This window comes from Burkholderia sp. AU33423, assembly GCF_002223135.1.
In the GTDB taxonomy this organism is placed as follows: domain Bacteria; phylum Pseudomonadota; class Gammaproteobacteria; order Burkholderiales; family Burkholderiaceae; genus Burkholderia; species Burkholderia lata_D.
In genome coordinates, this window is the sequence record NZ_NKFH01000008.1 from 185,027 (window position 1) to 211,638 (window position 26,612).

The following is a 26,612-nucleotide window of genomic DNA, read 5'->3' on the forward strand; positions in this document are numbered from 1 at the left end:
GCCCCCGCCAACCGGACACGCTTGAGGGCTGCCACCATGAACGCCGCGCGCACCGCCACCTGGTATTTCGATTTCGTTTCGCCGTTCGCCTACCTGCAGCAGGAGCAATTCGACCGGTTGCCGGCCGCCGCCGCGTTCGAGCCGAAGCCCATCGTGCTCGGCGCACTACTCACGCACTGGGGCCAGAAAGCGCCAGCCGAGATCGCGGCGAAACGCGTCTTCACCTATCGCCACGCGCAATATCGCGCGGACAAGCTCGGCATTCCGTTCCGGATGCCGCCCGCGCACCCGTTCAATCCGATCAAGCCGCTGCGTCTCGCGATCGCGATGGGCAATTCACTCGACGCGATTCAACGAATCTTTCGGCATATCTGGCGCGACGGCAACGACGTGTCGACGCCGGAAGGCTTCGCCGCGCTGTGCGAAGCGGTCGGTTTTCCGGAAGGCGTGACGGCCGTCGACGCCCAGCCGGTGAAGGACGCGCTGCGTGCGAACACCGACGATGCGATCGCGCACGGCGTATTCGGCGTGCCGACCTTCGCACTCGACGGCGACCTGTTCTGGGGCGAGGATGCGACCGACATGTTCGCCGACTGCGCGACGTCGCGCGCATGGCTCGATTCGCCCGAGGTACGCCGCATCAGCGCACTGCCCGAAGGGATCCGGCGCGGCTGACGACACCGTAGCCGCCCGGCGCTCGCGGCACATCCCGCGTCGGAGGTCAGGTATCGCGCCCTTCGACGAGCCCCGGCACGGCCTCGCGCATCATCGCGGCGAACCGCACGAGCCGCGACGGATAGAACTGCGCATGCGGGTAGGTCAGGTAGACGGGCAGCGGCGCGGCCTGCCACTCGGGCGCGAGGTGCACCAGTTCGCCGCGCGCGAGGTCGTCGGCCAGCATCCATGACGAGCCGACGCACGCACCCACCCCCAGCAGCGCCGCACTGCGCAGCGCGTACAGGTTCGCGGTCGTGATGCGCGGGCGAATCGCGATGCGCCGCGTCTCGCCCGTGACCGAATGCGTGAGCGCCAGCTCCGTGCGGTAGTACGTGCGCAGCGCGAGCCACGGCAACTCGGCCAGCGCATCGGGGTCGGCCGGCACGTCGGCGCCGTTCAGCACGGACGGCGCGGCGACCACGAAGCGCGGCACCTTCGAGAGCCGGATCGCGACCACGGCCGGATCGGTCGGCTCACCCACCTGGATCGCGCAATCGATGCCGCTGCCGACGAAATCCCGCACCTCGTCCTGCAGCAACCACTCGACCGACACGCGCGGATAGTCGCGCAGGAACTGCGCGAGCGGCTCGACGAAACGCTCCTGCCCGAACGCGTGCGGCACCGCGACCCGCAACAGCCCGTCAGGCTCCTCCTGCGCGCCGCGCAGATCGGCTTCGAACGCCGCCCAGTTCGCCAGCAGTTCCTTCGCGCGCTTGAAGCAGCGCTCGCCGTCGACGGTCAGCCGCATCGTGTGCGTGGTTCGCTGCAGCAGCCGCATGCCGAGCGAGCGTTCGAGCGCCTGCAGCCGCCGGCTGATCGTCGGCTGCGACGTATGCAGTTGCGCGGCCGCGGCCGACAGGCTGCCGGCTTCGACTATGCGCACGAAGGTTTCCATCAGCTCGAAACGATAGCCGGCGCCGTCCACCGGCACGGCATGAATGCGCGGAGACCCGCCTGCAGCGGGAGAAAAGGGAGATTTTTCGGTCATGCGTGGAGCGTATAACAAATCTGCGCAGGACGGCACTACCGTGGCCGGCCGCATGCCGCCACACTCGCGTCCATTCCTTCATCGCACCCAGGATGCACGCCATGTCCACTCCGTCCCGTCTCGATGCCGCGCCCCGCGCCGCACATGCCCCGGCCCACCCGGCCGAGCATTCGATGCCCGATCGCCGGCTCGTGCTGCTGCTCGCGGCCGCCGCCGGCCTTGCGGTCGCGCCGCTCTACTACGCGCAGCCGATGCTCGGCGCGCTCGGGCCCGATCTCGGCGCGTCGGCACGCGCGATCGGCTTCGTGCCGACGCTCACGCAGCTCGGCTATGCGCTCGGCATCCTGCTGCTCGCGCCGCTCGGCGACCGCTTCGACCGCCGCCGCGTGATCGTGACCAAGGCCGCGACGCTGGTCGTCGCGTTGCTGCTCGCCGCCATCGCACCGTCGCTCGGGCTGCTGCTCGCGGCGAGCTTCGCGATCGGCCTCGCGGCGACGATGGCGCAGGACGTCGTGCCGGCCGCCGCGACGCTCGCGCACGACGCGCATCGCGGCCGCATAGTCGGCACGGTGATGACGGGGCTGCTGCTCGGCATCCTGCTGTCGCGGGTCGTGGCCGGATTCGTCGCCGAAACGGCCGGCTGGCGCGCGATGTTCGCGCTCGCGGCCGCCAGCGTCGCCGTGATCGGCGTCGTGGCCGCACGCGGGTTGCCGCACTTCGAGCCGACCACGCGCCTGCCGTATCGCGCACTGATCGGGTCGCTCGGCGCGCTGTGGCGCCAGCATCCGGCACTGCGCCGCGCCGCGCTCGCGCAGGGGCTGCTGGCCATCGGGTTCAGCGCGTTCTGGTCGACGCTCGCGGTGATGCTGCACGGCGCGCCGTTCCACCTCGGCAGCGCAGCCGCCGGCGCGTTCGGCCTCGCAGGTGCAGCGGGTGCACTGGCCGCGCCGATTGCCGGGCGCCTGGCCGACCATCACGGTCCCGAGCGCGTCACACGCATCGGCATCGGCATCGCGACGGTGTCGTTCGCGTCGATGGCCGCCGCACCGTTGATGTCGGCGCATGCCCAGCTCGCGCTGCTCGCGGTCGCGACGATCGGCTTCGATCTCGGCGTGCAGGCCACGCTGATCGCGCACCAGGCAATCGTCTACCGGATCGACCCGGCGTCGCGCAGCCGCCTCAACGCCGTGCTGTTCGTCGGCATGTTCATCGGGATGGCGGCCGGCGCCGCGATCGGCAGTGTATTGCTCGCGCAACTGGGCTGGAATGCGGTGACCGGGCTGGCCGTCGTGACGTCGCTCGCCGCGCTCGCCGTGCGGATCTGGCGCCGCTGAGTTTCCGCGTCGCACCCATCTGGCGGGCAGGCCCACACGGGCTTGCCCGCCTTTTCTTTTATTTTCGATCGGCGCACGCATGACGCGGCGCAGCCTGGCAGATTCGTGCGCATTCGGCAGGAAAAGCCCCCATCCCGCGCAAGGTCCGCACCCGCTCGAACGAATGTCCAGTTCAACCGATTATTTTTCCGGCGGCCGTGCGCGTCGACGCGAAAACGTCGGACGATTCGATGCGCCCCGCCACGTGGCGCCCGGCCATCCGGCCCCACCGCGCAGCCCCGTTTTATCAGGGGATTCCCGGTATTTTTTCGCATTTTCTTCGAAATAACGGGTGACATACTTGCCCCCCGTTGCGCTCCGGTACGAGCGCGCTTTCCGATCCTGCCGGCCGCATGTCATGCACTGAGCGTTCGCCCGGGTCGCACAGAACATGAATGATTTCGACACCACGATCCAGACCTTCCTCACCCACATCACGTTCGGCCCGCTGATGAATCACGCGATCCGCGTGATCGCGGGCCTGTACACGTTCAAGGGCTTCGTGCTCATTCCCGTGCTGTGCTGGCTGTGGTTCCAGCCGGGCCCGAACCGCGAGCGGCAGCGCGAGCTGGTCGTCGCGACGATCGCGAGCGGGCTCATCGCGCTCGCGATCGGCCGGCTGCTCGCGCAGGTGCTGCCGTTCCGCGTGCGGCCGATCTACAACCCCGACCTGCACCTGCACTTTCCGTCGGCGGGACTCCGCGCAGCCACACTGCAGGCATGGAGTTCGTTTCCGAGCGATCACGCGATGCTGTGGATGGCGATCGCCACCGGCATCTTCATCATTGCGCGCCGCGTCGGTGTGTTGGCACTGGTGTATGCGGTCGTGTTCATCTGCGTGCCGCGCGCGTATCTCGGCTTTCACTATCCGACCGACCTGATCGCGGGCGCCGCAATCGGCATCGCGCTCGCGTGGCTGCTGACGCGCGATGCGATCCGCTCGCGCTTCGCGCCGCAGGTGCTCGCGATGATCGAGCGCTTCCCCGCGCCGGCCTATACGCTCGCGTTCCTGCTGTGCTTCGAGCTGATCACGCAGTTCGACGAACTGCTGACGCTCGCGCAGTCGGCCACCCACACGATGTGACGGGGAGACGCCGCGATGCTGCCGCTGCTCACGTTCCGCCGCCGCCCCGGCACGCGTTGCCGGCCATGCGCAGTGGCGGCGCGCCGCGCGTCGCCCGCGCCGATCAGTCGCGATCAGGCGCACCCAACGGAAAGAACGGGCGAAACGGCCGCGCTTCGTCGACCGCGCGCGCGAACGACGGCCGCGCCAGCAGACGCTGGCGGTACGCCGTCACGTTCGCGAACGACGGATCGATCCGGTGCGTCCAGTCCGCGTAGAACAGGAACGGCGCCGCGCCGCAGTCGGCGAGGCTGAAGCGGTCGCCGGCCGCCCATTCGCGATCGGCCATCTTCTTGTCCAGCCACGCGTACGACGTTTCCAGCATCGCGCGCGCATCGGCCACACTGCGCGCATCGCGCTCGGCCTCCGGCCGCAACGCGTCGTGCACGACCTTCTGCTGCGGCGTCGACACGTAGTTGTCGAAGAAGCGATCCATCGCCCGCACCTCGAGCGCCGCATGCGGATCGTCGGGCAGCAAGCGCACGGGGCCCGGGTGGTTCAGGCCGAGATACTCGATGATGATCGACGCCTCGACCACCGTGCGGCCGGCATCGACGAGCACCGGAAAGCGCTTCAGCGGCCACAGCGCGGCCAGTTCCTGCATCGGCTTCGGATCGTCGTGCGCGAGCACGCGATACGCGAACGGGGTGCCGTTCTCGTACAGCGCGGTCAGTACCTTCTGGCAGTAGGACGAAAAGGGATGGGCGTATAGCGTCGGCATCATCGTGCGGTCTCTCAGGGTTTCGGCGCCGCGTGATGCGGCGCCACGTGATCGGATACCTTGACGACGAACGGCACGCGGCCATTTCGACAGCGATCCGGAATTTTTTTTCATGCACCTTGGGGCGTTACGACCGGCCGTCCATCACGACGCGCCCTTCGGCACGCCAGCGCAGCATCCCGCCGCCGAGATTCGCCACCGTGTCGAAGCCGGCCTTCAGCAGAATGACGGTCGCCTGCGCGGATCGCCCGCCGGCCCGGCACACGGTCACGACCGGCCGGTCGCGTGCGATCTCGCCGGCGCGCGCGGCCAGTTCGCCGAGCGGAATCGGCGTCGCGCCGGGCAGGTGGCCGAGCGGGCCCGTGAATTCGTCCGGCTCGCGCACGTCGACGACCTGCACCGCCGGCAGATGATCCTCGAGCCATTGCGGATCGATTTCCCAGAAGCCGGCGAACGTATAGACGAGCGGCGCCCAGTCGGGCGCAGCCTGTACATCGGGCGCGTTCGCGGCGACGCCGCACTGCAGGTTCGCCGGCACCGCGACGTCGATCTGGCGCGGATGCGCGAGCCCGAGGTTGCGCATGTAGCCCGCGAAATCGTCTTCGCTCAGGTCGCCGCCGAGACGCGGATTGAAGCGCCGCTCCTCGCCGACGCTCGTCACCGTGAGCCCGCGATAATCATGCGCCGGATACAGCAGGCACGCGGCCGGCAGCGTGAAGAGCCGGCCGTGCACCGCGCGATACAGCGCGCGCGGGTCGCCCTGCTGGAAGTCGGTGCGGCCCGTGCCGCGAATCAGCAGGCAATCGCCGGTGAACGCCATCGATTCGTCGTCGAGCACGAGGCTGATGCAGCCGCTCGTGTGGCCGGGCGTCGCGCGCACGGCCAGGTAGCGCGCACCGAACGCGCAGCGATCGCCGTCGTTCAGGTAGCGGTCGGCGCCCTGCGCGCCGCTCGCGGCCGAGATCGCGATCGTGCTGCCCGTGCGCTGCTTCAGCAGCCACGCGCCCGTCACGTGATCCGCATGCACGTGCGTGTCGACGGTCGCGACGAGCCGCAGCCCGAGCTCGTCGAGCAACGCCGCGTCGCGGCGCACCTGCTCGAACACGGGATCGATCAGCACCGCTTCGCGCGACGCGCTGTCGGCAAGCAGGTACGTGTACGTCGACGATTGCGGGTCGAAGAGTTGCCGGAAGATCATCGCGAAGTCGCTCCGTCGCTGGTTGAGGCTTGTTTGATGCGGACCTGATGCTGTCGTCCGGCCCGCGCCGCGACTGTCGCCGTCGCGCGGGCCGCCCCGTCGTGGTCCTGCATGGCCGGCATCCGGCCGGCACGGTGCGTCAACGCGGCTGCGTCACGTAGCGCAGGTACGGCTTCAGCGTCCGGAAGCCGTCGGGATACTTCTGCTTCGCCGCATCGTCCGACACCGACGTCGGAATGATGACATCGTCGCCGGGCTTCCAGTTCACCGGCGTCGCCACCGTATGCTTCGCGTTGAGCTGCAGCGCGTCGAGCAGGCGCAGCACCTCGTCGAAGTTGCGCCCCGCGCTCATCGGATAGACGAGCATCGCCTTGACCTTCTTGTCCGGCCCGATGATGAACACCGAGCGCACGGTCGCGTTGTCGACCGCCGTGCGCGGGCCGCTGCTCGCATTCGGATGAATCATGTCGTACAGCTTCGCGACCTTCAGCTCGTCGTCGCCGATCAGCGGATAGTTGACCGCGTGACCCTGCGTTTCGGCGATATCCGTCACCCACTTCCGGTGATCGCTGACCGGATCGATCGACAGCCCGATGATCTTCGTGTTGCGCTTGTCGAATTCCGGCTTGAGCCCGGCCATGTAGCCGAGTTCGGTCGTGCATACGGGCGTGAAATCCTTCGGATGGGAAAACAGGATCGCCCAATGGTCGCCGATCCATTCATGAAAGCGGATCGTTCCCTCAGTGGTCTCCGCGGTGAAATCGGGCGCGTCTTCGCCTAGTCGAATCGACATGTTCGTCTCCGTGAAAGGGGAATCGTCACGACGCCCGCGCCGCGGCTTGCGCACGACGCGCGATCGTCCGCGCGCGAAGGGCCGGCATGGCACATGCCGGGTTCCGCGCGTTCATATAGCGTAGGTCAAAATGCGCGCGCCACCGGCATGCGGTGAGCGGGATCCGGCGTGCCGTGGCCGATTCCGGCGACGAATGCGGGGCAGCAGGACGCTGCGCCGGGTCCGGCCGCTCGCTGATACGCACTGACTTACACTACCGGCTGTTCTCGTCTTACGTTCACAGGAATTCCACCGGCATGTCGATGACGATCGATCCGAAGCAGGCCGCCGCGCTGCTGGCCGTCGCCGACACGGGCAGCTTCGAGCAGGCAGCCGTGCGCCTGCACGTGACCGCATCCGCCGTCACGCAGCGGGTCCGCGCGCTGGAAGCAAGCCTCGGCACGCCGCTCGTGCTGCGCACGCGGCCGTGCCGACCGACGGTGGCCGGACAGCGCGTGCTGCAGCACCTGCGCCGCGTCGCGCTGCTGCAGGCCGACCTGCAAAGCACGCTCGCGACCGAACGCGAATCGCCGATCTCGGTCACGATCGCGCTCAATTCCGACAGCCTCGGCACGTGGTTTCTGCCGGCGCTGACATCCGTGCTCGCGGGCGAGCGCATCCTGTTCGAGCTGATCGTCGAAGACCAGGATCACACGTTCGCGCTGCTCGAAAGCGGAATGGCGGTCGGCTGCGTGACGACCGAGCCGAAGCCGATGCGCGGCTGCCTCGCGACGCCGCTCGGCACGATGCGCTACCGGCTGCTCGCGGCCGCCGCGTTCGCGGTGCGCTGGTTTCCGCGCGGGCTGAACCGCACGAGCGCGCGCAAGGCGCCCGTCGTCGCGTATTCGCGGCGCGATACGCTGCAGTCGTCGTTCCTGAAGGAGAAGTTCGGATTGCTCGAGGGTGCCTATCCGTGCCACTACGTGCCAGGTACCCATTCGCATTTCGCGGCAGTGCGGCACGGGCTCGGTTACGCGATGGTGCCGGAGCCGCTGATCGGCAGTGCACCGCTCGACACGCAGGGCCTCGTCGATCTCGCGCCCGCGCATCCGACCGACGTCACGCTGTACTGGCACGCGTGGACCGTGCAGTCGCCGACGATGGCGTCGTTGTCCGAGCGGGTCGTCGAAGCGGCGCGGCGGCTGCTCGCGCCGCTGCCGTGACACGCGTGTGAGCGACACCGTCGACGCCGAGTGCGATGCGCAATGCGCGGTGTGCGGCGCGGTACACCTAAACGAGGAGAATCCCCGCCGCGCCGCCTATACTTTTTCCATCGGCCCCGCGAGCGCGCCGCGCGGCCGATTACGCACATCCGGTCGTTCCCTTTCCTGCAAGGAGAACATCATGTCTCGCCGCTACATCGATTGCCGCGAGTTTCCCAGCGCGACGAATTGCTCAGTCGCGATTTCTGCCGACTCCGACAACGAACTGCTGGAGGCCGCCGTGCAACACGCGGTTCAGGTGCACCAGCACACCGACAGCGCCGAACTGCGCACGCAACTGAAAGCGCTGTTCCACGACGGCACACCCCCCGCCGACGCACCCCGGCAAGCATGATCCGCCGGCTCGCCCGATATCGACAGACGGGTTGCCACGTCGCCCCCGTCGCCTCTACGCTCCCTGCTTCGCGCCACATCGGGCCGGCGTCCCCGCCGGCCGGCGCATTCCACCTTACGCGCGGCGCTGCGCGAAATACGCACCGACCGCGTCGATGAATGTATCGATGTCCGCACGCGACACGTCGCAGTGCGTGACGAAGCGCGACGCGTACAGCATCTGCGTGAGAATCCCGCGTTCCTTGAGCCACGCCTCGAGCGGCGCGCAATCGGCTTCGGGGAATTGCGCGAACACCATGTTCGTCGCGTGCGACAGCACCTTCACGGTATCGATGCGTGCGAGACCTTCGGCGAGATGCGCGGCATTCGCGTGATCGTCCGCGAGCCGCTCGACATTGTGGTCGAGCGCATACAGGCAGGCCGCCGCGAGAATGCCCGACTGCCGCATCCCGCCGCCGAGCATCTTGCGCCAGCGCTGCGCGCGCTCGATCAGCGCACGGTTGCCGACCAGCACCGAGCCGACCGGAGCGCCAAGCCCTTTCGAGAAGCAGATCGACACGCTGTCGAACGGCGCGCACAGCTCGGCGATCGACCGGCCCGACGCGACGGCCGCGTTGCACACGCGTGCGCCGTCGAGGTGCAGCGACAACCCGCGGCTGCGCGCGAACGCGGTGGCTTCCTGCACATAGCCTTCCGGCAAAACCTGGCCGCCGATCGTGTTTTCGAGCGCGAGCAGGCGTGTGCGGGCAAAGTGATTGTCGAGCGGCTTGATCGCCGCGGCGATCTTCGCGAGCGGCAGCGTGCCGTCCGGCGCGTTCTCGATCGGCTGCGGCTGGATGCTGCCCAGCACGGCCGCACCGCCGCCTTCGTACTTGTAGGTGTGCGCGAGCTGGCCGACGATGTATTCGTCGCCGCGCTCGCAATGGGCCATCAGTGCGGCCAGGTTGCTCTGCGTGCCGCTCGGGAAGAACAGGCCGGCCTCCTTGCCGGCCCGCTCGGCCGTCACCGCCTGCAGGCGCAGCACGGTCGGGTCGTCACCCCATACGTCGTCGCCGGTTTCGGCGGCAGTCATCGCGGCCAGCATTGCCTGGCTCGGACGTGTCACGGTATCGCTGCGTAAATCGATCATCTTCGTGCCCTGAGTGAACGCGGACCGGATCCGATGCGCCCGGCCCTGCCGAAACGAGACTCAGAGTGTACGCAAATCGTGCGGCACGTGCCGATGGCCGGATGCGCATCACGTCCGGCCATCGGCGGCCGGACCAGATGCCCGGCGACACCGCGCCGCGCGCCGCCGTCTCTGCATCCGCCGCATCGTTCCGATGACGCGACGCGCCATATTGCCGCACGTGCGTCAGACCGCCACGCCGCGGCCGCGCGCGCCGCAAGCAGCCTTCTTGATACGAATCAACGATTTACCCCGGAATCGCGCGCGGCGGGCTGGACATCTGCGACGAGTTGGCGCATTTCGCGGTGCAACATCGCGGCACATACTCCAGCCAACCCCGACGCCCTTCCGCCGGGGTCCGCCGGCACCCGCCGGCGGGTATCGTCAGCCTCGGTCAACTGGTATGGACACCGCTCTTTCGGCCCTCGATCTGGCCCGCCTGCAATTCGCGTTCACCGTCTCCTTTCACATCGTCTTTCCGGCGCTGAGCATCGGCCTCGCCAGCTTCATCGCCGTGCTCGAATATCGCTGGCTGAAAACCGGCAAGCAGTACTACAAAACCCTCTGCCTGTTCTGGTCGAAGATCTTCGCGGTCGCGTTCGGGATGGGCGTCGTCTCCGGCGTCGTGATGAGCTACCAGTTCGGCACGAACTGGTCGGGCTTCTCGAGCTTCGCCGGCGCCGTCACCGGGCCGCTGCTGATGTACGAGGTCATGACCGCGTTCTTCCTGGAGGCCGGCTTCCTCGGCATCATGCTGTTCGGCTGGAACCGCGTGAGCCCGCGCGCGCACTTCGGCGCGACGCTGATGGTCGCGATCGGCACGCTGATCTCGACGTTCTGGATTCTCGCGTCGAACAGCTGGATGCAGACGCCGCAGGGCTTCGAGATCGTCGACGGCCGCGTCGTGCCGACCGACTGGTTCGCGATCATCTTCAACCCGTCGTTCCCGTACCGCCTGTTCCACATGGCGATCGCCGCGTTCATCGTCGCCGCGCTCGTGGTGGCCGCGACCGGCGCGTGGCACCTGCTGAAGGGCCGCCGCGACAAGGGCGTGAAGAAGATGTTCTCGATGGCGCTGTGGCTGCTGCTCGTGCTCGCGCCGCTGCAGGCCGTGATCGGTGACCAGCACGGCATCAACACGCTGAAGCACCAGCCCGCGAAGATCGCCGCGATCGAGGGGCTGTGGGAAACCGAGAAGGGCGGCACCGCGCTGAACCTGTTCGGCATCCCGGACATGCAGGCGGAAACGACCCGCTACGCGGTGAAGGTGCCGCACCTCGGCAGCCTGATCCTCACGCACAGCTGGGACGGCGAGATCCGCGGGCTGAAGGAATTCCCGCCGGAAGACCGCCCGAATTCGACGGTCGTGTTCTGGAGCTTCCGGATCATGGTCGGCCTCGGCTTCGCGATGATCGGCCTCGCCGCGCTCGCCTGGTTCCTGCGCCGCCGCGGCCGCCTGTATGAATCGAAGTGGTTCCAGCGCTTCGCGCTCGTGATGGGCCCGACCGGCTTCGTGTCGCTGCTCGCGGGCTGGGTGACGACCGAAGCGGGCCGCCAGCCGTGGGTCGTGTATGGCGTAATGCGCACCGCGCATGCGGTATCGCCGCTGTCGGTGCAGCAGGTCAGCCTGTCGATGATGACGTTCGTGATCGTGTACTTCCTCGTGTTCGGCACCGGCGTGTACTACATGCTGAAGCTGATGAAGGCCGGCCCCGCGCTGCCCGACGTGAAGCACGACGACACCCCGGACACGCGCCCCGACCACACCGCGCGCCGCCCGATGTCGGCCGTCGACGAGCCGCTCGAGACCGTCTGAGCCCACCCTTTCCGCATACGAGAAAACCTATGGACGTCACCGTAATCTGGGCCGCGATCATCGCATTGGGGCTCTTCATGTACGTCGTGCTCGACGGCTTCGACCTCGGCATCGGCATCGTCTTCCCGTTCTTCCCGGACGAGAAGGAACGCGACCTGATGATGAACACGGTCGCACCCGTGTGGGACGGCAACGAGACGTGGCTCGTGCTCGGCGGCGCCGGGCTGTTCGCGGTGTTTCCGGTCGTCTATTCGACCGTGCTGTCCGCGCTGTACCTGCCGCTGATCTTCATGCTGGTGTGCCTGATCTTCCGCGGCGTGTCGTTCGAGATCCGCGCGAAGGCGCGGCGCACGAAGCAGCTGTGGGATCTCGCGTTCATCGGCGGCTCGGCCGGCGCGACGTTCTTCCAGGGGATCGCGCTCGGCGCGTTCCTGCAGGGCATCAATGTGAAGGACGGTGTATTCGCGGGCGACGCCTTCGACTGGCTCACGCCATTCAGCCTGCTGACCGGCCTCGGCCTGATCGTGACCTATGCGCTGCTCGGCTGCTGCTGGCTCGTCGCGAAGACGGAAGGCGACCTGCAACGGCGCCTGCATCGTGTCGTATGGCCGCTGACGGTCGTGTTGCTCGGCTTCATCGCGGTCGTCAGCCTGTGGACGCCGCTGCAGGATCCGGCCATCGCGCAGCGCTGGTTCGACTCGGGGCTGTTCTGGCGCCTGCTGCCGGTGCCGTTCCTGGTCGCCGGCTGCGCGGTGTGGATGCGCCGCGCGGTGCGTGCCCGGCACGACATGACCCCGTTCGTGCTCGCGCTGGCGCTCGTGCTGCTCGGCTACGTCGGGCTGCTCGTCACGCTGTTCCCGTATGCGATTCCTCAGACGATGACGATCTGGGAAGCCGCGGCGCCGCGTTCCAGCCAGACCTTCACGCTGGTCGGCGCAGCGGTTATTCTCCCGATCATCATCGCCTACACGACGATGGGTTACTGGGTATTCCGAGGCAAGGTGCGCCATGAAGACCAGCATTACTACCACCACTGATTCCGCCGACCGCCAGCCCGATGCGCCGAAGCCGCGCATGCGCGGCTGGATGTGGTTCGTCGTCCTGTGGGCGGGCGGCGTGATCGGCGCCGTCACGCTCGGCTATGCGTTCAAGATCTTCATGAACCTGACGCTGTTTGCGGTGAAATAAGCCGGTCGACCGACCGGCATTCCTTCCCTCCTGACGCCTCGCGCCTCTGTCGATCGACGGAGGCGCCGTTGCCGCGACGCCGGGAATCGCTGTCGCGGCGCGCGCCGCACGACGCCGAGCGTCCATTCCGGCATGGCGAAGTTGGTCCATGGTGTCGCGTCTGCCTGTTCACCAGAACAGTGTCATTTCGGCAGAAATCCATACGAATCGTGCCCATGGAGGCCGGCAATCCATGTAGATCCCTGCCGAAACAGCTACTTCGCGCGCTCGACGGCAGCCTACCGCCGCTCGCCCAACGCCGCTTCGATCTTGCGATCGGTCTTGTACTGGCTCAGCGCATACACCGACCAGATCGCGGCCGGCAGCCAGCCGATGATCGTAATCTGAAGGATCAGGCAGATGATCCCGGCGATCGGGCGGCCGATCGTGAAGAACTGGAACCACGGCAACAGCAGGGCAAGCAAAAGGCGCATCGGGAATCCTCCGGGGGCGTCGTTGAAAGTTCAGGCGCAGACAATATGACGGGCCGCGCGCCTCATTTCAAGTTCGAACCGGCATTCGCCCGCCGACGCAGCCGGCGATCGGCACGCGCGCCATACGACCTACGCCGCGTCGGCCAGCCACCGCGCAACCCGCGCGACGAGCCGATCCGCTTCGTCGAAGCATTCGGCGCCCGCCACGCGCGGCGCGTCGCAAATCGCGAACACCGGCTTGCCCCACTGCAACCCGAGCGCGATCTCGGACAGCGTCCCGAGCCCGCCGCCGACCGCGACCAAGCACAGCGACGCACGCGCGACCAGTGCGTTGCGCGTGATGCCGAGCCCGGTCGGCAGCGCGACGCTCAGATAGGGATTCGCGAGCGTCGCATCGTCTTCCGGCAGCAGCCCGATCGCGCACCCGCCGGCCGCATGCACGCCGCGCGCGGCCGCCTCCATCACGCCCTGCTTGCCGCCGCCGACGATGGCGACGCCCGCCGCCGCGAGCGCATGCGCCACCCGCTCCGCAACCCGCATCTGCTCATCGGTCGCCTCGCGCGGACCGATCACGCCGACCGGCATGCGATGCCGCCGCGTGCCGCGCTGCCGCTGCGCGAGTTGCGCCAGCGCGCCGCACGCCGCTTCCGACCACTCATCCATGACGTCGTTGCCGTACAAGGCCTTCCCCCAATGCAAGAACGCAGGTGCAGATCGCCGTCAGCAGGATCGACAGCACCGCCGCCTGCGAGAAATCGGTTTGCCCGTCCGACAGCTTCAGATACATCAGCAGCGGCAGGATGTTGATCTGCGTGCCGGCCAGCGCGAGCGCCGTGCCGTAGGTGCCGAGCGCGATCGCCGTGACGAGGCACCACGCCGACGCGACCGACGGCCACAGTTCGCGCCACGCGACGTCGAGCCACGCACGCCACGGCCGCGCGCCGAGCGTCAGTGCCGCCTCGAGCGGCCGCCGGTCGAGATTCGCGAGCGCCGGGTAGATCATCAGCGCGACCCGCGGGATCAGGTAATACGCATACGCGACCGCCAGGCCCGGCATCGTATAGATCGCGCCGCCGAGCACGGTCGGGTCCGCGCCCAGCGACGCTGCCAGCGTGGTGACGAAGCCGGCGCGGCCGAACGCGAGGATGAAGCCGTAGGCGATCACCAGCCCGGAGAACGCGAGCGGCACGCCGAGCAGCGCGAGCATCCAGTGGCGGCGGGCGGGCGACTGCCCCGCCAGCGCGAATGCGACCGGCACGCCGACGCCGACCGACAGCGTGCCGGCGCCCACCGCCAGCGCCAGCGAACGTGCGATCGCATCGGCGACGAGCGGATCGCGCAGCACCACGCCGAACGCGCGGCCGCCGTCCGTGAAGGCCGAGCCGACGAGCGCGGCGAGCGGCAGCGCGAAGCACACCGCCAGCAATACCGCCGCCGGCACCGCGCCGAAGCGGCGCAGCGCGCCGCGTTCCGCCAGGGAGGTCTGCATCGTGTGCCCCTTACTGGCCGAGCGTCGCCTGCGACCAGAGCTGGTCGATCTCGGCCTTGCGGGCGGCCGCCTTCGCCACGTCGAGCGGACGCACCTGCGGCGCCTTCGGCAGCTTCGCCGCGACGTCCGGCGCGACCGGCGTGCCGGGCACGGCCGGCCGCACGAAGCCCTGCGCGAACAGCCCCTGCCCGACGTCGCTCATCACCAGGTTCAGCCACAGCTGCGCGGCGGACGGGTTCGGGCCGTTCTTCACGAGGCTCATCGCATACGGTGCCGATACGCTGCCGTCCTGCGGAATCACGACGTCGGCCGCATCACCCATGCCGTCGACGTACTTCGCTTTCAGGCCGTCGTTCTCGTAGCCGATCAGGATCGGAATCTCGCCCTTCACGAACTTCGCGTAAGGCGTCGTGCCTTCGACACGCAGCACGTTGCCCGCACGCTTCAGCTTGCCGAAGAATTCCGCGCCGGGCTTCGGGTTCTCGACGCTGCCGCCGTTCGCATACGCGGCCGCGAACACGGCGACCTGCCCTTGCCCGGTCGAACGCGGGTCGAGATAGACGACCGCGTTGCGATACTCCGGCTTCAGCAGGTCGGACCAGCGCTGCGGCACGTTCTTCACGAGCTTGCGGTTGACGAGGAACGCGATGTTCAGCGAATGCACGGCGAACCAGCGGCCGTCCGCCGAGCGAAACACGTCCGGCAGCTTGTCGAAGTTGACCGGCTTGAACGGCGCGACGACATCCTTGCTTTCGGCGTCGAGCGCCGACGCGGCGAAGTAGTACGCGGTATCGGCCTGCGGACGGCGGCGCGACTTGTCGAGCGAGACCACGGTCGCGGCCGAGCCGATGTCGTTGTAGGTGATCTCGACCTTCGGATAGCGTTTGCGGAACTCGGCGAACAGCGCCTTCCAGTTGGCCCATTCGGGGCCCGTGTCGAACGACACGACGAGCCCTTCGTCGGCGGCCTTCGCATACAGCGCGTCCTCGCCCGGATACAGCGGCGCGGCGTGCGCCGGCGCGACAGCCAGCGCCGCGAACGCGCAGAGCGCCAGCACGCCGGCGCGCATGGTTTTCACAAGAGGGTGGCCTGCAAGCATCGGGGATCTCCGTTAAATGAAAGGGGTCATTGCGCATCCGGCGCGGCCGGCAGCACGAGCAGATGGCGCGGGTCGATCGCGATCCGCCGGGTGGCCGGCACGCGGCCTTCGCACAGCAGCGGGTCGGCCGAGCCGGCGGGAATGAAGTCGTAGCGTTGCGTCGCGCCGAAGTAGCGCACGTCGCCCGGCGCGCCGTCGATGCGGTTCACGCCGTGCGCCGGCGGATCGGCCTCCACGTGCTCGGGCCGCACCAGCACCTCGACCTCGGCGCCCGGCCGGTGCCCGCCGGTCTCGACGCGCAGCGTCGCGAACCGCACGTCGACCGTATCGTGCGCGATCACGCGGCCGCGCAGCAGCGTCGAATGCCCGACGAAACGCGCGACCTGCGCGGACGCGGGCCGCTCGTACAGGTCGCGCGGCGTGCCCACCTGCAGCACCCGCCCACCGTCGACGATCGCGACGCGGTCGGCCATGCTCAGCGCCTCGTCCTGATCGTGCGTGACGAGCAGCGTCGTCGCGCCACACGCGCGCTGCAGCGCGCGAATCTCGTCGCGCAGCTGATGGCGGATGCCGGCATCGAGCGCCGCCAGCGGCTCGTCGAGCAGCAGCAGCTTCGGCTCGATCACGAGCGCACGCGCGAGCGCGACACGCTGCTGCTGCCCGCCGGACAGCATCGCGATGCCGCGCTCCGCATGCGCCGCCAGGCCGACGCGCTCGAGCATGTCACGCGCGCGCCGCCGCCGCGCGTCTGCCGCGACGCCGCGCATTCTCAGCCCGTACGCGACGTTGTCGGCCACCGACAGGTTCGGGAACAGCGCGTAGTGCTGGAACACCATGCCGACCTCGCGCCGCCACACCGGCACACCCGCCATGTCGGCGCCGCCGATCGCGATGCGGCCGCTGCCGCCGTCGAGCAGGCCGGCCGCGAGCCGCAGCAGCGTCGACTTGCCGGACCCGCTGCGCCCCATCACCGCGAGCAGTTCGCCTTGCGCGGCGGACAACGTGACGTCTTCGACGCCGTGTCGCGCGCCGGGATACTGGAAACTGACGTGTTCGAACTCGAGACTCATGACGGACTCACTTCATACGTTGCACGGTGCCGACCGATACGAGCGTCGCGAGCACGGCGAGGACGAGCAGCACGACGGTCGCCGCGCACGCCATCCCCGACGCGCCGTAGAACGCCTGCAGCAGCACGATCGGATAGTTGCGGTAGCGAAAGCCGGCGATCAGGTTCGAGATCTGGAATTCGCCGATCGACAGCGCGGCCACCATCACGAGCCCCGAAAACAGGCTGTGCCGCAGGTTCGGCAGCACGATCGTGAAGAACTGGCGCAGCGGCGTCGCACCGAGGGTCGCCGCGCAGGCCTCGAGGCGCGCGAGCCCCAGGTGGCGCAGATCGCTGAGTAGCGTCTGCAGCAGATACGGCAGCGTCAGCACCGCGTGGGCCCCGATCATCAGCGGCAGCGTGCCGAGCCATGGCAGCGTGTCGCCGCTGAAGATCGCGATATAGCCGAAGCCGAGCGTCAGCGCGGGCACGGCCACCGGCATCAGCATCACGACGCGCGTCGCCATGCCGCGCCCGGCCTGCGCACGGTGATGCAGCGCATACGCGAGCGGCAGGCCGACCGCGGCGTTCAGCGCACAACACGCCAGCGCCACCGTCAGGCTCACGCCGAATGCGCGGGTGAAGCTGCGATTTCCGGCGAGATCGGCGAACCAGTGCCAGGTGAAGCCGGTCGGCAGCAGCGTGTTCGTCCACGACTGGCCCACCGAGCCGATCAGCAGCAGCGCGATCGGCAGCAACAGGTAGAGCCCGAACACCGCGACGAGCGCGTGCAGCAGGAAGCGTCCGGCACTCGGACGCACCGGCCTGTTACGCGAAATCGGAACACCATCGGCCAGGGCCGGGGCGGTAGACGCAGGCATGAAAACACTCGCGAGCAAGAGACGAAGACACCGCGCAACGCCCGCCGGGCAGGGCTGTCACGCGTTTTCTGGATGGCTGGAGTGTGCGGATTCGACATGGCATCGTCATGAAAAAAACGTACAAAGCCCGCATCGATCTGTGCGCCGAAGGAATAGTCGCGATGAAGCACCTGTATCCGAACGTCTCGGAACTGCACGCATTCACCTGTTCTGCGAAGACCCTGAACTTTTCCTACGCGGCCCGCGAACTGGGCCTGACGCCCAGCGCGGTCAGCCGGCAGATCGCGAATCTCGAGGCGCTGTTCGGTGTGAAGCTGTTCGCCCGCGAGGGGCGCACCCTCGTGCTCACGCGCGCCGGGCAGGTGTACCACGCACGCGTTGCCGGCCCGCTGCGCGAGATCGGCAACGCGTCGATCGAACTGCTGAGCGCGCGCGAAAACGGCGACCTGCTGACGATCGCCAGCGTGCCGACGTTTACGACCAAGTGGCTCGTACCGCGGCTCTCGCGTTTCCTGGCCGTCGCGCCGGGCGTCACGCTGAGCTTTCGCCGCCATCTCGCGCACGGCGACATCTTTCCGTTCGGGCTCGACGCGGCGATCCGCTACGGCGACGGCGCCTGGGAAGGGGTGCGAAGCGATTACCTGGACGGGCGAACCTTCGTACCGGTCTGTACGCGTGAATTCGGCGAGCGGCACGCGTTGCGCACGCCCGCCGACGCCGTCACGGCGCCGCGCCTCGTGCACGAGCAGGCGGAAATCGCGTGGTCCGCGTGGGCGGAACGTCATCGCGCGACGCAAATGAACGCGCTCGCCGGGCCGCGCTTCGAGCAGTATTCGGTGCTGATTCAGGCAGCCCAGGCCGGGCTCGGGCTCGCGCTCGTGCCGCGTTTCCTGATCGCGGACAATCTCGCGGCCGGCACGCTCGTCGAACCGTTCGACGCGCCCGTCGAGGTCGACGCGCAGGGGCACTACCTGTGCTATGCGCCGGAGCGCCTCGAGACGAGCGAAGCGTTGCGGCACTTCCGGGAATGGATGCTGGACGAATGCGCGCCGGCGTAAGCCGGCCCGCATACGTCATGCGGCGGGACGCGCTCGGCCGCGCGCCCCGCCTTGCCGGACACCACCGGGCAGCGGCGTCCGGCAACCGTCGTCAGTGCTGACCGATGCCCAGGCCCGGCAGCACGCCGGTATTCTCGGCCACCACCGCGTGCAGCAGGCGCGGGTTCGCGCCGAGCAGCCCGAGGATCGTCGGCGCGACCTGCTTCGTGCCGACCGTGTCGGTCACCGTGCGTGCGCGATGCAGGCCCGGATACGACACGAGCAGGCCGAGGTGGCTGTCGTCCGGCGCGTTGCCGCCGTGCTCCTCGTCCTTCTTCGTGCTCGACGTGTAGATCACGCCCGGATTCGGCTGGACGACGATGTCCGGCGTGCGGCCGTTGGCCGGATCGCCGAAGCGCTCGGCGAGCGCCGCGCCGTACAGGATGTACGCCTGCGAGCCGTCCGCGCAGATCCCCGGTGCGTTGCAGCCCAGGTTCGCCTTCAGTGTCTGCACCACGGCCGTGCGCTGGTTGCGGTCGCGCAGCCAGATCAGGCCGACGTCGTCGGTCTGCACGAAGCCCGTGTCGACCAGGCCCGAACCGTCGTTCAGGTTGCCCGTCTTCGTGTTGTTCTGGCCGAAGTTGCCGTTCGGGTCGATGTAGTTGTTCGCTTCGAGCAGCTTCGTCAGCGTGTCGCCGTTCTTCACGAGCTTCGTGTGATCCGTCGGCGACTGGCCATGCTTCGACGTGACGATCACGGCCGTCGACGAATACAGGTTCGCCTGCTTCAGCGCCGCGACGATATGACCGATCGAGTTGTCGACGTACGTGATCGCGTTCGCGACCTGGCCGTTCGGCGTGAAGTTCGCATCGAGATAGCCGCCGCCCTTCGCGACCGACGCCTTCTGCGCGACGCTGAGCGTCTGGAAGTTGCCGCCGAACAGCGTCGGCACCGGCGCGCTCTTCGTGCCCGTCGAGTCGCGGCCGTTGATCTGGTTGATCAGCGCCTGCACGTGCAGGTTGTCGAACTGCGCGGTATGCGAATAGACGTCGGTGTAGTCCGTCTTCGTCACCGGGTCGATCGAGTTGATCTCGGTGCGCATCAGATCGTCGACGCCGGTGCCCGACGGCCCGTTCAGCCAGTCGTAGCCCCACGCGTGCTTGTCAGCCCAAGCGGTGGTCGCGTTCGGGATGCCGGCCTTCACGGCCTCGAACACGGTGTTGGTCTTCACGTAGTTGTGCGGATAGACCGGCACGCACTTGCCGTTGACCTTCGCGTTCGGGATCGCTTGCGGGTTGAACGCGCCGCCGCCGTCGAGGTGGACCAGCGCGCCGCCGTTCTGGGCATCGATGCCGGTCGTCTCGTCGAACACGACGTTCCAGCCCTGCTTGCCCGAGCAGCTCGTATCGCCCGGTGCGTACAGGTTGCGGTCGTACGACACGTCGTAGAACAGGCCGGCCGTCTTCGGCGAGCCGCCCGTCACGAGCGCGGCGAGGCCCGGGAACGAATCCGACAGGCCCGGCGTATAGGCATTCGTGTACGTCACGCCGTGCTGCGCGAGCACCGCGATGTTCGGGCACGTATTCGCGCCGATGCAGCGCGCGAGATCCTGCTCGTGCAGGCCGTCGACGCTGATCAGCAGCACGTGCTTCACGACGCGGCTCGCGTGGCCGCGGTCCTCGCCCTGACTGTTGCCGTCCTGCTGCGCGGCGTGCGCACCCGCACCGGCGAGCGCCAAAACGCCCGCCACCATCACCACCACCTTCCGCTGCTTACCAAGGAAAGACATGATCACCCCACCTCATCGATTGACGTTGAACTGCGTGACTTGCCATCAGGCGCGCACGAATATGGCTGCGCCGTGGGTCGCTCGCATGAAGCGGGGCTTTCTGTTTTCTATCAAACGTAACCAATCGCAAGTGACACGAATCGGTCGCAAAGCAAGGTGGCCTGGCGCACATTGCGATGGGCGCGCGCACCTGCCGGCACTGCTACGGTGCATCGGTCAACCCGTCCGAAGCGTCACTTGCCACACGATTTTTTTTCCGGCTTGGCGCGCGACTATTGGCGTGTGATAAAGGGTTTTCCCTGACCCGGAGCACGAGTATGTCGACCCTGGAAGCCCTCCGGTTCGTGCTGGACGATGCACGCACCCCCGAAATCATTCGCCACCACGTCGTCGACGCGTTGCAGTACGCGTTGCGCAACTACGGACAGGTGTTCACCGCGAAGGAAGTCGAATGGCTGGCGCAGTGGGACGACGCGCGCCTGCCGCTGGCTGCCAAGAAGGAGTTGGGCAAGCGCGAGGAACCGGCGATCGCCGCGCGCTGAAGGAAACGCGCCGCCGCGCCCGAACGGATGAACGGGCGCGGCGGCGGATGGCCTGCTTACTGCAGGCCGAAGTCGACACGGGTGGTCGCGCCCTTGTCCTCGATGCCCTTCGCGTCGAGCTTCGGCGCGACGACGAACACGCGGCTCGAATCGATCTTCCCGTCGAGGTATTGACGCACGGCCTGCGCGCGCTGCTGCGCGAGCGCACGCAGCGCGTTGTCGTCGGCCGGCGCATGTTCGGCGAGCGCCTTCTTCATGTCGGCGTCGGGCAGCGTCTTCTGCAGGCCGATCACGTTGCGCGGCTTCTTGAAGTCGGCGCCCTTGTACGCGCGCGTCAGGTACTTGCTGTACTCGGCCGGCTCGACCTTCACCGACATCGGATCGATGCTCTCGCCCTGCCCGACCACGTCTCTCAGCTTCTGCTGGCGCACGAGCCGATCGACGTACGCGTCACCCAGCCCCGACGTGTCCTTCGCCGGATCGACGCGGCCGATCAGGTCGAGGCGGATCGACGGCTTCTCGGTCAGCATCTTCACGACGGTGTCGAGCTTCTTCTGCTGCGCGTCGTCGAGCTGGTACGAGCCCGGCGCGAATTCGACGTAGCCGAGATCCTCGCCGCCGCCGCCGAACGCATGCGCGAGCAGCGAGAACGGCGACGTGACGGCCTTCGCGATCAGGTTCAGCACCGCGCGCCAGATCAGCCCGCCGACACTGAACTCCGGATTCGACAGCGAGCCGGACACCGGCAGGTTCACGTCGATCTGGCCGCGCGTGTTCTTCAGCAGCGAGATCGCGAGCTTCACCGGCAGCCTGGTCGCCGTGTCGTTCTCCACATGGTCGCCGAACGTGAGCTGGTCGATGAAGATGTGGTTGTTCGCCTTCAGCTGGTCGTTCGCGAGCTCGTAGTGCAGGTCGACGTTGAGCTTGCCCTTCGTGATCGGGTAGCCCGCGTACTTCGCCGAGTACGGCGTCAGGTTGGTCAGCTCGATGTCGTGCGCGGTCGCGGTGAGGTCGAGCGCCGGCTTCTCGATCAGCGGGTTCACCGAACCCTTGATCGAGATCGGCCCGTTGCCCGCGAGATTCGCGGCGACGTCGACCGGCGCGGACGTCGTCGAATCCGTGCCGAACGCGCCGACCGTGCCCTTGATCGCGACGAGGTTCGCCGTGTAGTTCGGCTTGATGAAGTTGTCGGTGTACGTCACGCGGCCGTTCTGCAGCAGCAACTCGCCGAAATGCATGCGCACCGGGTTCTGCGGCGGCGGCGCGGCCTTCACGACGACCGTCGCCGAGGCGGCGGCCGGCGCCAACGCCTGCTGCGCGGCCGCGGCCGACGCGGCCTGGGCGGCAGCCGGCGGCGTCATGCCCGGCGACAGCGGCACCGGCTCGCCCTTGCTCGCGTCACGCGTGAGCGACTGCGCGGGGCCCGTTTCCTTCGCGACCACGTCCTTCAGGTTCAAACGCCCCTGCGCGTCGAGCAGCACGCGGCCGTAGAAGTTCGAGAACGTCACGCGCGCGGCGTCGACGTCGGTGCCCTTCTCATCGTAGTTCGCCTTCAGGTTCGTCAGCGCGAGCGAGCGCCAGCCCGCGAACGGGTCGGAGGTCGCCTTGTCGAGCATCCGCACGTCGACGAGCGCGACGTCGCCGCGATAGGTCGCGCGCGGCGCGTCCTTCACCTGTGCGAAGGTCAGGTTGCCCTGCGCGTTGAGCAGCGCACTGGCGATCGTCGCGTTCAGCGCGCTGCCGAAGTACGGCTCGAACGCGGCCGCGTCGAGACGGTTGCCGTTGATCTTCAGGCCGAGCTTCAGCGGCTGCGCGGTCACGTCGCCCGTCACGTTCAGCGAACCCTTGCGGTTCAGCGTCGCCTTCAGTTGCACGGGCAGCGGCTTGGTCATGTCGTCGCTGATCTTCTGCACCGACAGGTCCAGCGGCTTGATCGCCAGCTTCACCGGGCGCGGCGTCGACAGATCGGTGAAGTTCGCGGAAGAATCCTTCACGTTCAGCGCGTCGATCCGGTAGTGCCACGACGGCGCGGCGGCCTCGGCCTTGCGCGCGACCGTGCGCTTCGGCACCGACGCCTGCGCGGGTTCGGCCAGCGCCGCGAGGTCGATCTTGCCGTCCTTCAGGCGCTGCACGTCGAGCGCGAGCCCGCTGACGTCGACGCTTGCGATCTCCGCGATGCGCGTGGCCACGTCGACCTTCGCGATCTTCGCGCTCGCGTCGGGCAGCACGATCGCGGGCGCCTTCGCGTCGGGCGCCGCGATCTTCAGCGACTTCAGGCTGACCGTGCTGTCGGCAACCTGCGCGGCGAGCGGCGTCTTGCCCCAGTCGGCCTTCGCGTTGACGGTCGCACCGAGCGTGCCGTCGAGCACGCGCGCACGCGTCGCCTCGCCGAGGTACGGCTGCAGCGCCGGAAGCGCGAGTGCGGCGACCGTCAGCTTGCCCGCGACCTGCTTCTCCGCGAGATTGAACGTGCCTTCGGCGGTCATGTCGCCGCCGCGCGACAGCGACGTCGACAGCGTGTATTTCGCAGGCGTCTTGCCCTGCATCGTGAAGCCGTCGAGCGTCGCGGCGAGCTTCGTGAGCGACAGCGCGGTCGGCGTCGCCGGCACGCGGTCGTCGACGTTGACCGTGCCGCCGTCGATCGCGAAATGACGGATCGTCAGGTCGAGCGGCGGCGCCTCCTTCGTTGCGGCTTCGACCTTCGCGCCGCTGGCGGTGGCTGCGGCAGCGGCGGAAGCGGCGGCGGCGCCCGACGCCGCCGGCTTGCCTTCGGCGGCCTTCGATGCAGCGGCCGGATGCGCGGCGAGCTTCTCGACGTTCAGCACGCCCTGCTTGTCGCGCGACAGGTCGACCACCGGCTGGTCGATCCGGATCTCGTCGAAGTGCATCGCGTTGCGCAGCGGCTCGAGGCTGGCCGCCGCGACGTGCACGCCGCGCGCGGCGAACAGCGGCGCGGACGCGTGGTCGGTCACCTTCGCGTCCTTCAGGTCGACGGTGCCCGACACGCGCAGCGCGGGCGTCTCGCCGCTCATCACGAAATTGACCGCGAGGTCGCTGCTCAGCAGGCCGCTCGTCACGGCCACCGGCAGCTTCGCCGGCACGTACGAGATCAGCTTCGGCACGTCGAGGCCGTCGAATTTCAGCGCGATCTCCGATTCGCGCGACTGCGCGAACGGCTTGGTCTTGCCGTCGATCGCGATCGCGCTGCCGTCGAACCGCGCGCGCAGCTTCGGCTCGACGAAGATGTCGGTCTTCGAGGCCAGCGTCGCGATGTACGGAATGCCGAGCGTCCAGTTGTCGACGACGTGCTTTTCGTTCAGCAGGCGGTCGTCGAAATCGATCCGGCCGTTGTTGACCTGGATGTTCGACACCGAGAACTGCGTCGGCTTGCTTTCGGGTTTCGGCGACGGCGTCGAGAACTTCTCGATCAAGTCGGTGAAGTTGAAGCGCTGCGCGTCGTAGCGGACGACATGAAAACGCGGCGAGTCGAGGCGGACTTCATTGACGATCGGCGCGCCGCGGAACAGCGACGACCACGACGGCCGCACGACGAGCTTCGCGATATCGATGAAGTCGCCCTGGCCGCCTTTGTCGGCGAGATGGATGCCGTCGGCTTCGAGGTTCAGCGTGTAGGGGTTCAGCGCGATGCGCTGGATCGTGGCGGGCCGGTCGAGCTGCTTGCTCAACTGCTGTTCGGCGATATGGCGGATCAACGGCGGCGCCGCGAAGAACCCGAGCAGTCCGAATAAAACGATGAAGATCAGCAGGCCGATGCCGATGCGCCGCGCCCGGCGCGAGCGTGCAACGCCACCGAGGGCATGGAGGGAGGTCGAGGGTACGGTTTCTTTGTCTGCGCTTGCCATGCTTGAATGCCTCGGGATGGAATGCTGGTCCGCGCCGGACAACCGGGCGGCCGCGCACGCTATCCCGAAAGTATAGGCTCAGGAGGTGACGGGTCGGGGTTCGGGCGCCGTCGCGCCCGCCGGTCGGACAGCACCGCCGGTCATCCGTTCATTTCCGGACGACGACGGGCGGCATCCACGAGCCGTCGCTCGCCTGCGGCTTCGGCGCATACAGGCGCAATGCGAGTGCGAAATCGGCGCGCGGCGCCGGCAGCCAGTTGGCCGCATGCGTGCCGCCCGGCGACGCCGACACGACGATGTCGATCGAGCCGTCGTGGTTGCGGCGCAGGCGGTCGCGATCGCCGAGCGAACGACGCGCCGACCCGACGTCGGGCAGCGCGCCGTTCGTCGAATAGGGTGTCAGCGTCCAGAATGCGCGCACCGGCGGCAGCGCGCCCGGCGCGAAATGCAGCACGTAGCGGTTCGCGCCGTTCAGCGGATGGCCGTCGCTGTCGACGCGGACGACCGCGAGCGTTTCGTCGTCGCGCGTCGCGGTGCCGAACTGCGTGTAGGCCGCGTACGCGCGCAGCGTATAGTCCTGACCGTACTTGCCGGCCGTATCGCCGATCCAGCTCCAGCCGTTCGCGTTCAGCAGGTTCGACGGCGGGGTCGAGAGCCGTGCGCGTGCCTCCGCGACGCCGGCCGTCGCGGCCGTGAGGCGGTCGCCCGTCCACAGCACCGGGTAGCCGGCCGACACGCCGATGTCGCCGAGCAGTTCCTGTGCGTGCGCATCGTCGGCCGGCGCCGGGTTGTCCTGCAGCGCCTGCGCGAAGCGCGTGAAGAACGCCTTCGGATCGAGTGCGGCCACCTGCTCGGCCGGCGTGCCGCCGCCCACCGCTTCGGACGGCGCGCTGCCCGCATGCACCGCGACCGACGCGCCGCGCGCCGCGCCCGTGTAGACGGACAGCGGCACCACGCGGATCGCGCGCTGCAGTTTCTTTACGTTCGTGAGGTCGCGCCCGCCGCTCGTCTGCAGCCGGACTTCGAGCCACGCATTGGCCGACGGCACGTCGATCCGGACCGCGCCCTTCGGCAACGTGCCCTGCCAGTCCTTCGCGGCAAAGGCAATCGTTTGCGATCGCGCGCCGCCGCGTGCGGCCACGCTCGACGACGACCACAGCACGTTCGTCCACATGTCGAGTGCGCGCGCATCCCAGTAGCGGCCGCGCGTGTCGGGCAACGTGACGATCACGGGTTCGGTCGCGACGTCGAGCCAGCCGGTCGAGTCGAGCGTGTCGACGCCCGGCAGCGGCGGATTGACCGCGCCGACGGGCGGCAGCGCCTGCGCATGGCGCAGCGTGTTGAGCGGCGCCTGCCCCGGTTGCGCGCCGTCGCCGCCCGTCGCCGCTTCCTTCGCGACGTCCATCAGCACGAGCGGATACGCGTAGACGTAGGAGTCGGCGACTTCCGCGCGCATCCAGCCGGTCTTCCGCTGGATGGCGTCCGGTTGCGACGCGCACCCCGCTAGCAACGCCGCGATGGCGAGCGACGCGCACGCGCGCCGCAGAGAAACTGATTCCTGCTGGTTTTCAATCATCGATTACTGGCCGAATATCGTTCTTTTCAGTCAACGCCTTGTTCGACTTGCGAATGGCGAAAGCAAGGCACCCCAGCCTGCCCGGACAACCGTCTCGCTACGGTTCATAACGGTGGGCGCTGATGTCAGGCCGGT

General features: G+C 68.2%; 24 protein-coding genes. 10 read left to right on the forward strand and 14 right to left on the reverse strand.

Features of this window, described 5'->3' with window-relative positions; translation table 11 throughout:
• Nucleotides 1-36 precede the first annotated feature (36 nt).
• Nucleotides 37-675: a 2-hydroxychromene-2-carboxylate isomerase gene (locus CFB50_RS32170; protein ID WP_069252662.1), complete on the forward strand. Its 639-nt coding sequence runs from the start codon at nucleotides 37-39 to the stop codon at nucleotides 673-675.
• A gap of 46 nt (nucleotides 676-721) precedes the next feature.
• Here CFB50_RS32170 and CFB50_RS32175 read toward each other — a convergent pair whose 3' ends face one another.
• The gene (locus CFB50_RS32175; protein WP_089448578.1) at nucleotides 722-1,705 is read right to left on the reverse strand and encodes a LysR family transcriptional regulator; all 984 of its coding nucleotides are present in this window, start codon (nucleotides 1,703-1,705) and stop codon (nucleotides 722-724) included.
• A gap of 101 nt (nucleotides 1,706-1,806) precedes the next feature.
• On the opposite strand from CFB50_RS32175, the gene CFB50_RS32180 reads away from it, so the two are divergent.
• Nucleotides 1,807-3,039, forward strand: a complete 1,233-nt coding sequence (locus CFB50_RS32180; RefSeq protein ID WP_089448579.1) for an MFS transporter — start codon at nucleotides 1,807-1,809, stop codon at nucleotides 3,037-3,039.
• A 430-nt stretch (nucleotides 3,040-3,469) separates the two neighbouring features.
• Nucleotides 3,470-4,162 carry a phosphatase PAP2 family protein gene (locus CFB50_RS32185; RefSeq protein WP_089448580.1) on the forward strand — a complete coding sequence of 231 codons (693 nt, stop codon included), beginning with the start codon at nucleotides 3,470-3,472 and terminating at the stop codon, nucleotides 4,160-4,162.
• A 103-nt stretch (nucleotides 4,163-4,265) separates the two neighbouring features.
• On the opposite strand, the gene CFB50_RS32190 is transcribed toward CFB50_RS32185, so the two are convergent.
• The 3 genes from CFB50_RS32190 to CFB50_RS32200 all read right to left on the reverse strand — a co-directional run bounded on the left by CFB50_RS32190 (nucleotide 4,266) and on the right by CFB50_RS32200 (nucleotide 6,913).
• Complete coding sequence (locus CFB50_RS32190) at nucleotides 4,266-4,925, reverse strand: glutathione S-transferase family protein (RefSeq protein WP_089448581.1); 660 nt, start codon at nucleotides 4,923-4,925, stop codon at nucleotides 4,266-4,268.
• A gap of 124 nt (nucleotides 4,926-5,049) precedes the next feature.
• Nucleotides 5,050-6,120: a rhodanese-like domain-containing protein gene (locus CFB50_RS32195; protein WP_089448582.1), complete on the reverse strand. Its 1,071-nt coding sequence runs from the start codon at nucleotides 6,118-6,120 to the stop codon at nucleotides 5,050-5,052.
• 139 nt (nucleotides 6,121-6,259) lie between these two features.
• Nucleotides 6,260-6,913, reverse strand: a complete 654-nt coding sequence (locus CFB50_RS32200) for a peroxiredoxin (RefSeq protein ID WP_089448583.1) — start codon at nucleotides 6,911-6,913, stop codon at nucleotides 6,260-6,262.
• Nucleotides 6,914-7,209: 296 nt separating this feature from the next.
• Between CFB50_RS32200 and CFB50_RS32205 the strand changes: the two genes are divergently transcribed.
• Complete coding sequence (locus tag CFB50_RS32205) at nucleotides 7,210-8,115, forward strand: HTH-type transcriptional regulator ArgP (RefSeq protein WP_089448584.1); 906 nt, start codon at nucleotides 7,210-7,212, stop codon at nucleotides 8,113-8,115.
• 181 nt (nucleotides 8,116-8,296) lie between these two features.
• Nucleotides 8,297-8,509: a DUF1059 domain-containing protein gene (locus CFB50_RS32210; protein ID WP_069252668.1), complete on the forward strand. Its 213-nt coding sequence runs from the start codon at nucleotides 8,297-8,299 to the stop codon at nucleotides 8,507-8,509.
• Nucleotides 8,510-8,623: 114 nt separating this feature from the next.
• Here the strand turns inward: CFB50_RS32210 and ltaE are convergent, their stop codons facing one another.
• Nucleotides 8,624-9,637: a low-specificity L-threonine aldolase gene (gene ltaE, locus CFB50_RS32215; RefSeq protein ID WP_089448585.1), complete on the reverse strand. Its 1,014-nt coding sequence runs from the start codon at nucleotides 9,635-9,637 to the stop codon at nucleotides 8,624-8,626.
• Nucleotides 9,638-10,079: 442 nt separating this feature from the next.
• Between ltaE and CFB50_RS32220 the strand changes: the two genes are divergently transcribed.
• The 3 genes from CFB50_RS32220 to CFB50_RS32230 are packed head-to-tail and all read left to right on the forward strand — an operon-like array spanning nucleotide 10,080 to nucleotide 12,680.
• A complete protein-coding gene (locus CFB50_RS32220) occupies nucleotides 10,080-11,492 on the forward strand; it encodes a cytochrome ubiquinol oxidase subunit I (protein ID WP_089448586.1) in 1,413 nt (470 codons plus the stop codon).
• A 29-nt stretch (nucleotides 11,493-11,521) separates the two neighbouring features.
• On the forward strand, nucleotides 11,522-12,529 hold the full coding sequence (gene cydB / locus CFB50_RS32225; protein ID WP_039364378.1) for a cytochrome d ubiquinol oxidase subunit II: 1,008 nt from the start codon (nucleotides 11,522-11,524) through the stop codon (nucleotides 12,527-12,529).
• Complete coding sequence (locus CFB50_RS32230; RefSeq protein WP_089448587.1) at nucleotides 12,501-12,680, forward strand: hypothetical protein; 180 nt, start codon at nucleotides 12,501-12,503, stop codon at nucleotides 12,678-12,680. The genes cydB and CFB50_RS32230 overlap by 29 nt, the downstream gene beginning before the upstream one ends.
• Nucleotides 12,681-12,958: 278 nt before the next feature.
• On the opposite strand, the gene CFB50_RS32235 is transcribed toward CFB50_RS32230, so the two are convergent.
• From CFB50_RS32235 to CFB50_RS32260, 6 genes are all read right to left on the reverse strand, one after another.
• The gene (locus CFB50_RS32235; RefSeq protein ID WP_060317401.1) at nucleotides 12,959-13,153 is read right to left on the reverse strand and encodes a YqaE/Pmp3 family membrane protein; all 195 of its coding nucleotides are present in this window, start codon (nucleotides 13,151-13,153) and stop codon (nucleotides 12,959-12,961) included.
• A gap of 129 nt (nucleotides 13,154-13,282) precedes the next feature.
• Nucleotides 13,283-13,816: a TIGR00725 family protein gene (locus CFB50_RS32240; RefSeq protein WP_089448588.1), complete on the reverse strand. Its 534-nt coding sequence runs from the start codon at nucleotides 13,814-13,816 to the stop codon at nucleotides 13,283-13,285.
• The gene (locus tag CFB50_RS32245) at nucleotides 13,809-14,642 is read right to left on the reverse strand and encodes an ABC transporter permease (protein WP_089448589.1); all 834 of its coding nucleotides are present in this window, start codon (nucleotides 14,640-14,642) and stop codon (nucleotides 13,809-13,811) included. The genes CFB50_RS32240 and CFB50_RS32245 overlap by 8 nt, the downstream gene beginning before the upstream one ends.
• A gap of 10 nt (nucleotides 14,643-14,652) precedes the next feature.
• Nucleotides 14,653-15,741 (reverse strand): extracellular solute-binding protein, encoded by a 1,089-nt coding sequence (locus CFB50_RS32250; protein ID WP_069252675.1) that lies wholly within the window; start codon nucleotides 15,739-15,741, stop codon nucleotides 14,653-14,655.
• Nucleotides 15,742-15,767: 26 nt separating this feature from the next.
• A complete protein-coding gene (locus CFB50_RS32255; protein WP_089448590.1) occupies nucleotides 15,768-16,811 on the reverse strand; it encodes an ABC transporter ATP-binding protein in 1,044 nt (347 codons plus the stop codon).
• A 7-nt stretch (nucleotides 16,812-16,818) separates the two neighbouring features.
• The gene (locus CFB50_RS32260) at nucleotides 16,819-17,670 is read right to left on the reverse strand and encodes an ABC transporter permease (RefSeq protein WP_089448591.1); all 852 of its coding nucleotides are present in this window, start codon (nucleotides 17,668-17,670) and stop codon (nucleotides 16,819-16,821) included.
• A gap of 161 nt (nucleotides 17,671-17,831) precedes the next feature.
• On the opposite strand from CFB50_RS32260, the gene CFB50_RS32265 reads away from it, so the two are divergent.
• Nucleotides 17,832-18,728 (forward strand): LysR substrate-binding domain-containing protein, encoded by an 897-nt coding sequence (locus CFB50_RS32265; protein ID WP_089448592.1) that lies wholly within the window; start codon nucleotides 17,832-17,834, stop codon nucleotides 18,726-18,728.
• Nucleotides 18,729-18,819: 91 nt separating this feature from the next.
• On the opposite strand, the gene CFB50_RS32270 is transcribed toward CFB50_RS32265, so the two are convergent.
• Nucleotides 18,820-20,496 carry an alkaline phosphatase family protein gene (locus tag CFB50_RS32270; RefSeq protein ID WP_373452983.1) on the reverse strand — a complete coding sequence of 559 codons (1,677 nt, stop codon included), beginning with the start codon at nucleotides 20,494-20,496 and terminating at the stop codon, nucleotides 18,820-18,822.
• 317 nt (nucleotides 20,497-20,813) lie between these two features.
• Here CFB50_RS32270 and CFB50_RS32275 point away from each other — a divergent pair, with 317 nt between their 5' ends.
• Nucleotides 20,814-21,038, forward strand: a complete 225-nt coding sequence (locus tag CFB50_RS32275) for a hypothetical protein (protein WP_027790361.1) — start codon at nucleotides 20,814-20,816, stop codon at nucleotides 21,036-21,038.
• Between the two features lie 56 nt (nucleotides 21,039-21,094).
• Here the strand turns inward: CFB50_RS32275 and CFB50_RS32280 are convergent, their stop codons facing one another.
• Together CFB50_RS32280 and CFB50_RS32285 are read right to left on the reverse strand one after the other, a co-directional pair.
• A complete protein-coding gene (locus tag CFB50_RS32280; protein ID WP_089448594.1) occupies nucleotides 21,095-24,901 on the reverse strand; it encodes a DUF748 domain-containing protein in 3,807 nt (1,268 codons plus the stop codon).
• 148 nt (nucleotides 24,902-25,049) lie between these two features.
• Entirely contained in the window at nucleotides 25,050-26,477 is a 1,428-nt protein-coding gene (locus tag CFB50_RS32285) for a DUF1254 domain-containing protein (protein ID WP_089448595.1), read from the reverse strand.
• Nucleotides 26,478-26,612: the final 135 nt, after the last annotated feature.

Excerpts from the sequence above, each read along its gene's own strand:
- CFB50_RS32210 (WP_069252668.1), top strand. The coding sequence starts at position 8,297 with ATGTCTCGCCGCTACATCGATTGCCGCGAGTTTCCCAGCGCGACGAAT.
- CFB50_RS32240 (WP_089448588.1), bottom strand. The coding sequence starts at position 13,816 with ATGGATGAGTGGTCGGAAGCGGCGTGCGGCGCGCTGGCGCAACTCGCG.
- CFB50_RS32230 (WP_089448587.1), top strand. The coding sequence starts at position 12,501 with ATGAAGACCAGCATTACTACCACCACTGATTCCGCCGACCGCCAGCCC.
- cydB (WP_039364378.1), top strand. The coding sequence starts at position 11,522 with ATGGACGTCACCGTAATCTGGGCCGCGATCATCGCATTGGGGCTCTTC.
- CFB50_RS32220 (WP_089448586.1), top strand. The coding sequence starts at position 10,080 with ATGGACACCGCTCTTTCGGCCCTCGATCTGGCCCGCCTGCAATTCGCG.
- CFB50_RS32185 (WP_089448580.1), top strand. The coding sequence starts at position 3,470 with ATGAATGATTTCGACACCACGATCCAGACCTTCCTCACCCACATCACG.
- CFB50_RS32195 (WP_089448582.1), bottom strand. The coding sequence starts at position 6,120 with ATGATCTTCCGGCAACTCTTCGACCCGCAATCGTCGACGTACACGTAC.
- CFB50_RS32265 (WP_089448592.1), top strand. The coding sequence starts at position 17,832 with ATGAAGCACCTGTATCCGAACGTCTCGGAACTGCACGCATTCACCTGT.
- CFB50_RS32170 (WP_069252662.1), top strand. The coding sequence starts at position 37 with ATGAACGCCGCGCGCACCGCCACCTGGTATTTCGATTTCGTTTCGCCG.
- CFB50_RS32280 (WP_089448594.1), bottom strand. The coding sequence starts at position 24,901 with ATGGCAAGCGCAGACAAAGAAACCGTACCCTCGACCTCCCTCCATGCC.
- CFB50_RS32190 (WP_089448581.1), bottom strand. The coding sequence starts at position 4,925 with ATGATGCCGACGCTATACGCCCATCCCTTTTCGTCCTACTGCCAGAAG.
- CFB50_RS32180 (WP_089448579.1), top strand. The coding sequence starts at position 1,807 with ATGTCCACTCCGTCCCGTCTCGATGCCGCGCCCCGCGCCGCACATGCC.
- CFB50_RS32245 (WP_089448589.1), bottom strand. The coding sequence starts at position 14,642 with ATGCAGACCTCCCTGGCGGAACGCGGCGCGCTGCGCCGCTTCGGCGCG.
- CFB50_RS32250 (WP_069252675.1), bottom strand. The coding sequence starts at position 15,741 with ATGCTTGCAGGCCACCCTCTTGTGAAAACCATGCGCGCCGGCGTGCTG.
- CFB50_RS32205 (WP_089448584.1), top strand. The coding sequence starts at position 7,210 with ATGTCGATGACGATCGATCCGAAGCAGGCCGCCGCGCTGCTGGCCGTC.
- CFB50_RS32285 (WP_089448595.1), bottom strand. The coding sequence starts at position 26,477 with ATGATTGAAAACCAGCAGGAATCAGTTTCTCTGCGGCGCGCGTGCGCG.
- CFB50_RS32255 (WP_089448590.1), bottom strand. The coding sequence starts at position 16,811 with ATGAGTCTCGAGTTCGAACACGTCAGTTTCCAGTATCCCGGCGCGCGA.
- CFB50_RS32235 (WP_060317401.1), bottom strand. The coding sequence starts at position 13,153 with ATGCGCCTTTTGCTTGCCCTGCTGTTGCCGTGGTTCCAGTTCTTCACG.
- CFB50_RS32260 (WP_089448591.1), bottom strand. The coding sequence starts at position 17,670 with ATGCCTGCGTCTACCGCCCCGGCCCTGGCCGATGGTGTTCCGATTTCG.
- CFB50_RS32200 (WP_089448583.1), bottom strand. The coding sequence starts at position 6,913 with ATGTCGATTCGACTAGGCGAAGACGCGCCCGATTTCACCGCGGAGACC.
- CFB50_RS32275 (WP_027790361.1), top strand. The coding sequence starts at position 20,814 with ATGTCGACCCTGGAAGCCCTCCGGTTCGTGCTGGACGATGCACGCACC.
- CFB50_RS32270 (WP_373452983.1), bottom strand. The coding sequence starts at position 20,496 with ATGTCTTTCCTTGGTAAGCAGCGGAAGGTGGTGGTGATGGTGGCGGGC.
- CFB50_RS32175 (WP_089448578.1), bottom strand. The coding sequence starts at position 1,705 with ATGACCGAAAAATCTCCCTTTTCTCCCGCTGCAGGCGGGTCTCCGCGC.
- ltaE (WP_089448585.1), bottom strand. The coding sequence starts at position 9,637 with ATGATCGATTTACGCAGCGATACCGTGACACGTCCGAGCCAGGCAATG.